Raw genomic sequence first — 202 nt, forward strand, 5'->3', positions numbered from 1 at the left:
TGAATTCCTCCTTTCGAATTGGAATTACAGATGACTACAGTAATGACTTTGTCTTTCTTTTACAGAATTCATAGCCTGATTAATTTGTCGTTCATGAAGCATTTCAGACTCGGAAAATTTATTTTTTTGAATGGTAATGGTTAAAAAGAATACTTTAAATTTCATAAAATAATTACCCCTTTATAAGTGATTTAGAAAAGAC

1 protein-coding gene is annotated in these 202 nt (G+C 28.2%); it reads right to left on the reverse strand.

Translation table 11 applies throughout. The features are described 5' to 3' along the window. Nucleotides 1–24: 24 nt before the first annotated feature. Complete coding sequence (locus tag MR107_RS31315) at nt 25–165, reverse strand: YrzI family small protein (RefSeq protein WP_000669806.1); 141 nt, start codon at nt 163–165, stop codon at nt 25–27. Nucleotides 166–202 lie beyond the last annotated feature (37 nt).

Origin of the sequence: Bacillus cereus group sp. BfR-BA-01441 (assembly GCF_022663075.1) — a bacterium.
Lineage (GTDB): Bacteria > Bacillota > Bacilli > Bacillales > Bacillaceae_G > Bacillus_A > Bacillus_A cereus.

Excerpts from the sequence above, each read along its gene's own strand:
- MR107_RS31315 (WP_000669806.1), bottom strand. The coding sequence starts at position 165 with ATGAAATTTAAAGTATTCTTTTTAACCATTACCATTCAAAAAAATAAA.